Here is a 6,540-nt window from a genome sequence, read left to right on the forward strand (position 1 = left end):
AATTATGCGAACTTATGTTAAGTAAATAAAGATGCGATCGCACAAGTAAAATCAGGCAATATCGGAGAATTCAACTCATCACTATTGAACAACGTAGCAACTAACTTTAAACTCGCTTGTTCACGTCGATAAACTTCCACCTGTTGGTTGCGCCAATCCACAATCCAATATTCCCTAACACCTCTTGCTGAGTAAAGCTTTAATTTAAGTTCCCTGTCCCGCTTTTCATTTTCAATACCAGGAGACAGCACCTCTATTACCAGTTCTGGCGCACCAGTCAAATGCCCCGCCTCGTCTAAAAGCAGGGGCAATCTCTCATTGCTAGCCCAGACAACATCGGGAATGACATTATCATTATCGCCAAAAATTATGCCTGGAGTCATCACAACTTCTCCCAGACCAGTAGTCTGTGACCAATTATCTAAGGAAGTACAAATTCTCCCACAAGTTTTTTGATGTTTCCAATGAAGCGGTCTAGTAATAAACAATTCTCCGTCAATAATTTCATAACGGTTCCCGTTATCTGGAAACAATTCTAAATCGGCGGTAGTCCAGCGCACTCTTTCAAATATCGGCTGGTTCATAACCATTTTTATTTAGGTGATTTACCTATTTTATCTTGAGTGAGGATTGGGCATTGGGATTAGGGGAGAGGTGACAGGTGATAGGGAATAATCTGTACCCTGTAACCTGTACCCTATTCCCTTTTTCAGTTCCTACACCACGACCTTTTCTAAACTGAGCTTAGAACGCTTCACTTGCTCAGGAATTGCCACGGGATAATCTCCAGTAAAGCAGGCAGAGCAGAAACTATTGGTGTCTTCTCGTGTCGCTTCTAGCATTCCTTCCCAACTGAGATAGGCGAGGCTGTCTACTTCCAGTTGCTTGGCAATTTCCGCTACTGACTTGGTAGCAGCAATTAGCTGATCCTGAGAATCGGTATCGATGCCATAGAAGCAGGGATGAGTTACTGGCGGGGAAGAAATTCGCATGTGTACTTCCACTGCACCCGCTTCACGCAAGGTTTTAACTAGTTTTCGGCTGGTAGTACCGCGAACAATGGAGTCATCAACAATAATTACTCGTTTACCCGCCAGCACATCTTTGAGCGGGTTAAGTTTCATGCGAATACCCGACTCGCGCATGGTTTGGGTTGGCTGAATAAAGGTTCGTCCAACATAGCGATTTTTAATCAGTCCTTCGGCGTAGGCTACACCAGAAGCTTGAGAAAATCCGATCGCAGCAGGGATACCTGAATCAGGAACACCAAAGACTATATCGGCATCGACACAAGATTCTTTAGCTAGTTGATGCCCTAACCGCATCCGATAGCTGTACAAACTCTCGTTGTGCATAATGCTATCAGGGCGGGCAAAGTAAATCATCTCGAAGATACACAATTTCCTTTGGGGCTGTTGACTCCAATGATATGAAGCTAAACCTTCTTCAGTAATCCAAACTAATTCGCCTGGTTCTACATCTCGCAGGTATTCGGCTCCAATGATGTCTAAACCACAAGTTTCGGATGCCAAAACGTAACGGACTGGATTACCCGCTAAAGTCCCAATTACTAGGGGGCGAATGCCATTGGTGTCACGGACACCCATAACACCGTTAGGAGTGCCGATAACTAAACTAAAGGCTCCTTCACAACGGTGAAATGCTTGAATTGAACCTTCTAGCCAATCTGCACCAGCATTGACGGCTTCTGCGATCGCAAAAGCAATCATTTCTGAGTCGGTTGTGGTAACTAAATTGTATTTTTTCTCCAGCAACTCTTGACGTAGTTGCACTGTATTGACTAAATTACCATTGTGTGCAAGAGCTAATGAACCTAAGCGAGTTTCCAGAACTGCGGGTTGGGCATTAACTTTGCGGCTAGAACCTGTGGTGGAATAACGAGTGTGACCAACAGCAAGGCTACCAGGTAATTGATCTAAAACAGATTCGTTGAAGACTTGAGACACCAAGCCCATATCTTTGTGAAGATGGACTTTTGTACCTTCAAAAGTGGCAATCCCAGCTGATTCTTGACCCCGATGCTGGAGGGCGTACAATCCAAAGTAGGTCAGTTTAGCAACGTTTTCTCCTGGTGCGTAGATGCCAAAAACACCACAAGCTTCTTCGGGCTTGTCAGGCTGATTGTCATGACTATTAATTGGGTTGTTGATAGGGTCGGGGTATTCATCCGAAGTGACAGAATGAATAGAGGTCATGCTAGCTTTGCTCCTGGTGGGGGGGTCAAGTCACTGGGATTATGTCTGTAGATAGATTATTGATTTCTTAATAAATCTTTAACCATCTATTAAAACAGTACCGTAATTATGCCCAGAGACGCTAATAGTTCTGAATTATTAGTGCTAATTTCTGAGTGAAGAAATACTCAAGACTAAGAAACAGCAGTATTGGTAGCGATCCGCCTGGCGATCGCATGGAAATAGCGATCGCTCATATCTTCGATACTAACTTTGATTAAGACCTGATTATCAGTGGTGAAAACCCCCAAACCCGTCTCAAAATTGCCAACTGTACCTAGTAGTTGCCACTGTTGACCGAGATGTTCCTGTAAGTATGATTCCCAAATTGCTTGCTGTGCCGATGTTACAGAAACTAAAATTCTGGCACCACCTTCGGCAAATAGCACCTCATCGACACGGTTCTGCGTTGGTGCTATTTCTAAATTGATTTCAGCACCAAGGTTGCCAGCAATACAAGATTCGGCTAGTGCGATCGCCACTCCCCCTTCAGCAGAATCATGGGCTGAACGTATCCAACCATTACGGATTCCTTCACGACAAACTTTTTGGACGCGGCGTTCCAAGTCAAAATCTACCCGTGGCGGTTTTCCGGCAACAGTATTGTGGATAGTGGCTAAATACTCAGATGCTCCTAAACTGATTTTGGATGCCAAAGGCAATCCGAGAAGATAAATCACATCACCTGATGCTTGCCAACCTTGTCCACAAATTTTGGTGATATCGGGAATCAAGCCTACCATCCCCACCACAGGAGTGGGATAAATAGGTTGTGGGATGCCTTGAGAATCAAGGGTTTCATTGTATAAAGAGACATTTCCGCCTGTGACTGGTGTCGCCAATTCTCGGCAACCTTCCGCCAAACCGCGACAAGCTTCTGCTAATTGCCAATAACCAATCGGTTTTTCTGGAGAACCAAAATTTAAGTTATCCGTCACCGCCAGAGGTTCTGCACCTACGCAGCTAAGATTGCGTGCAGCTTCTGCCACCACTGCCTTAGCTCCCTCGTAAGGGTCAAGATAAACATAACGAGGATTGCAATCTACTGTTGCCGCCACTCCTAATTTTAGATTTTGGCTACCCTCAGTCGAACGATTGGGGATTTGTTCTAGGGGGCGCAACCGGATAACAGCCGCATCTGCACCACCTGGTAGTGTTACTGTATTATTTTGTACTTGATGATCGTACTGACGATATACCCAGTTTTTAGATGCGATCGTGGGTGTATCGAGCAAAGTTAACAGAATATCATTCCAACTTTGCACGCTTTCTTGGAGTTCTATTCCAGCAGTTGTGCAAGCAGGTAAAGAATCAGGAGTCCATTCCCAAGCTTGACGAGCATATTCTGGCGGTTCTGCCAGCAATTCACGGTTATATAGTGGGGTATTTTCTGCCAAAGCTTCGGCGGGAATTTCTGCTGCTACTCCACCCTGAAAAAGAATCCGCACGATGGGTTCAGCTATGACAGTACCAGCGACAACGGCTTGAAGTCCCCAACGGTGAAAAATGTCGATTAATTCTTGCTCGCGCCCCTTATGGGCAACGAACAGCATTCGTTCTTGAGATTCCGAAAGCAGATATTCATAAGGAACCATCCCCGTTTCTCTTGCGGGAATCTTATCTAAATCTAGTTCAATTCCTACTCCACCTTTTGCCGCCATCTCTGAGGTAGAACAGGTGATTCCAGCTGCTCCCATATCTTGGGCGGCGACAACTGCACCCGTCTTAAACGCCTCTAGACAAGCTTCAATTAACGACTTTTCCAAAAATGGATCGCCTACTTGCACAGCAGGGCGATCGTCTATTGACTGATCGCTCAATTCTGCACTGGCAAAACTTGCGCCTCCCATACCGTCGCGCCCGGTGGTAGAACCAACATACAGCACGGGGTTTCCTAAGCCAGATGCTCCAGATTTGACAATTTCTGATGTTTCCATTAATCCTAGCGCCATAACATTCACTAGAGGATTACCAGAATAAGCTGGGTCAAAGTAAACTTCGCCGCCAACGGTGGGTACCCCCACACAATTACCATAGTGTGAAATCCCAGCCACTACACCTTGAAACAACCTTTGAGTTTTGGCATCTTCTAGGGAACCGAAACGCAGGGAATTTAATAGAGCAATGGGACGCGCACCCATTGTAAAAATATCTCTAAGAATACCGCCTACTCCCGTTGCTGCACCTTGAAATGGTTCTACAGCTGATGGGTGGTTGTGAGATTCAATCTTAAAAGCTAGTTGGAGTCCGTCACCCAAATCTACAACACCAGCATTTTCACCAGGACCTACGAGGATGCGGGGCCCCTCAGTAGGAAATTGTTTGAGTAGAGGTCGAGAATTTTTGTAACAGCAATGCTCTGACCACATTACCCCGAACATTCCCAGTTCAGCTTTGTTGGGATGACGGCCTAACCGACGGACAATTTCTGCGTATTCTTCTGGTTTAAGACCTTCAGCAGCGATTTCTTGAGGGGAAAAAAAAGCAGGAGATGTGGCGGTCATGGAAATTATGCACCAATTGTACAGAGCATTATTCTACCGATTTACTTGCCCTGTAGGTGCATTTATCAGCATAGTTAATAACTATATAACGCTAAAATTTTAAAAGAAATAAATAAATTTACTTAAAGACACATATTTTTGTACACATAAGGATAGATTGTATTCAACGCTGAATTGCTGGTAAATATACTGATAAAAGTTAAGTAATAAAATTTTATTCCCTTGTAATATGCATAGGTCATTTCCAGATTATAGAAATGCCTATCAGCCTGTCAGATGCTCGACTAGTTGAATGCAGAAAAAATTCATAGGATGCGATCGCAAGTTTTAATGTCCTGCAATCTAAATTATTTCGTTGGCATTTCATTCGCTTGAAGTGACTCATATAACAGATAACTCAATCACTGAGCGGCTTTTGAAGAAAGGATTATAGGAATTTTTTGAGAAACTACTCATTCCAATTAGTAAATTGACCGCACTAAATCTAATAGTGAGGATTTTGATCATGCCTATATCACTTTCAACAGCAATGGAAACTCCATTATCTTGTCTACGACAGGCTTTGAGAGATTTATCTTTGCAGATAGCTCTTTCTGCTACAGCAGTTTGGCAAAGGAGGCATAGGTTTGGCAATTCCTCCGTCTCGTGTTTTACCTTGTAAGTGTCTAATCAGTGTTATTTGCTTTTAAGGTGACAAATTATCTACTAGCGTATATATTCTTAGTTCCAAATTTGCATAGATTTACTGCGACTCAGAGATTATTCGGGTGTATGCAGTTTAGCTGTAACAATCAAGTGACGAGAATCACACATATCTATGATTATGATCGTCTCTCTGCGATCGCTAACTAGGCATAATTAGTGACAACTGAACTCTAGCCGAGTCATTAATAGGGAACACACTTAATTGCCGACAGCCTTAACTAAGGACTGTCGGTTTTTTATGTCTGTATATCCTTCATCCTTTGAGAAATGCCCCATAACTATCTACTTAAATAAATTTCCCCACAACTGGTTGGTAACTTGACAGATATTTTGCCATAGCCACTACCAATTGTGGGGAGTGTATGATCAAATTAAGTATCTTATCCCTATCGAGTGCTAATATCTTGCACTCACTGTACTAGACCGGAAGTATACTCCTAGAACCAACACACACTTTGTATTAAGACATCGCTTGAATGATGTAATCAAAGTAAGGTGCTGCTTCAGCAGCGTCTTCCGCACTCAATAAGCTGAGGGAGGCTGTTTTGAGGGAATTGATCGCTTCTACCATTCCAGGCACGGGAACGCCCAATGAATTGTACATTTCCCGCACACCAATCAAACCAATTTTTTCAATCGGCTCTTTGTCGCCAGCAAGCACGCCATAAGTAATTAGACGTAAGTACCAGCCAAAATCACGGATACATAGAGAGCGTTGGCGTTCTCCGTAAGCATTACCTCCGGGGGAGATAAAGTCAGGACGCTTCTGCCAAAGTTGTTTGGTTGCTTCTTGAACTATCTTTTTTTCGTTTTCGGCTAAGGTAGCCGCAATCCGCGTCCGTTGTACGCCGGTTTGCAAAAAGTCTTTGATATTTTTAAGTTCGCCACTGCTGGGATAACGCAGTTCGTCGTCGGCTTTGAGAATAACTTGGCTAATTACAGTCATGATGATTGAAATCACCTGAAATATTATCTGTTAGTTTAGCGAGTCGGAGGTACACAAGTGAAGAGATAGGAGCTACTTATGTATTGAATTGAAACTTTTGGGGAATGGGGAATAGTGGATGAGGGAGCAG

General features: G+C 43.6%; 4 protein-coding genes. All 4 read right to left on the minus strand.

Going from position 1 to position 6,540, the window contains the following annotated elements; genetic code table 11:
- Positions 1-17: 17 nt before the first annotated feature.
- The 4 genes from GNF10_RS20105 to GNF10_RS20120 all read right to left on the minus strand — a co-directional run bounded on the left by GNF10_RS20105 (position 18) and on the right by GNF10_RS20120 (position 6,410).
- Positions 18-584, minus strand: coding sequence for a Uma2 family endonuclease (locus tag GNF10_RS20105; protein WP_185584027.1), 567 nt, complete (start codon positions 582-584; stop codon positions 18-20).
- A gap of 132 nt (positions 585-716) precedes the next feature.
- Positions 717-2,216, minus strand: a complete 1,500-nt coding sequence (gene purF / locus GNF10_RS20110; protein ID WP_185584029.1) for an amidophosphoribosyltransferase — start codon at positions 2,214-2,216, stop codon at positions 717-719.
- A gap of 173 nt (positions 2,217-2,389) precedes the next feature.
- On the minus strand, positions 2,390-4,759 hold the full coding sequence (purL, locus tag GNF10_RS20115) for a phosphoribosylformylglycinamidine synthase subunit PurL (RefSeq protein ID WP_185584031.1): 2,370 nt from the start codon (positions 4,757-4,759) through the stop codon (positions 2,390-2,392).
- A gap of 1,165 nt (positions 4,760-5,924) precedes the next feature.
- Entirely contained in the window at positions 5,925-6,410 is a 486-nt protein-coding gene (locus GNF10_RS20120) for an allophycocyanin subunit alpha-B (RefSeq protein ID WP_094348587.1), read from the minus strand.
- Positions 6,411-6,540: the final 130 nt, after the last annotated feature.

This window comes from Nostoc sp. UCD121 (genome assembly GCF_014222285.1).
In the GTDB taxonomy this organism is placed as follows: Bacteria; Cyanobacteriota; Cyanobacteriia; order Cyanobacteriales; family Nostocaceae; genus Nostoc.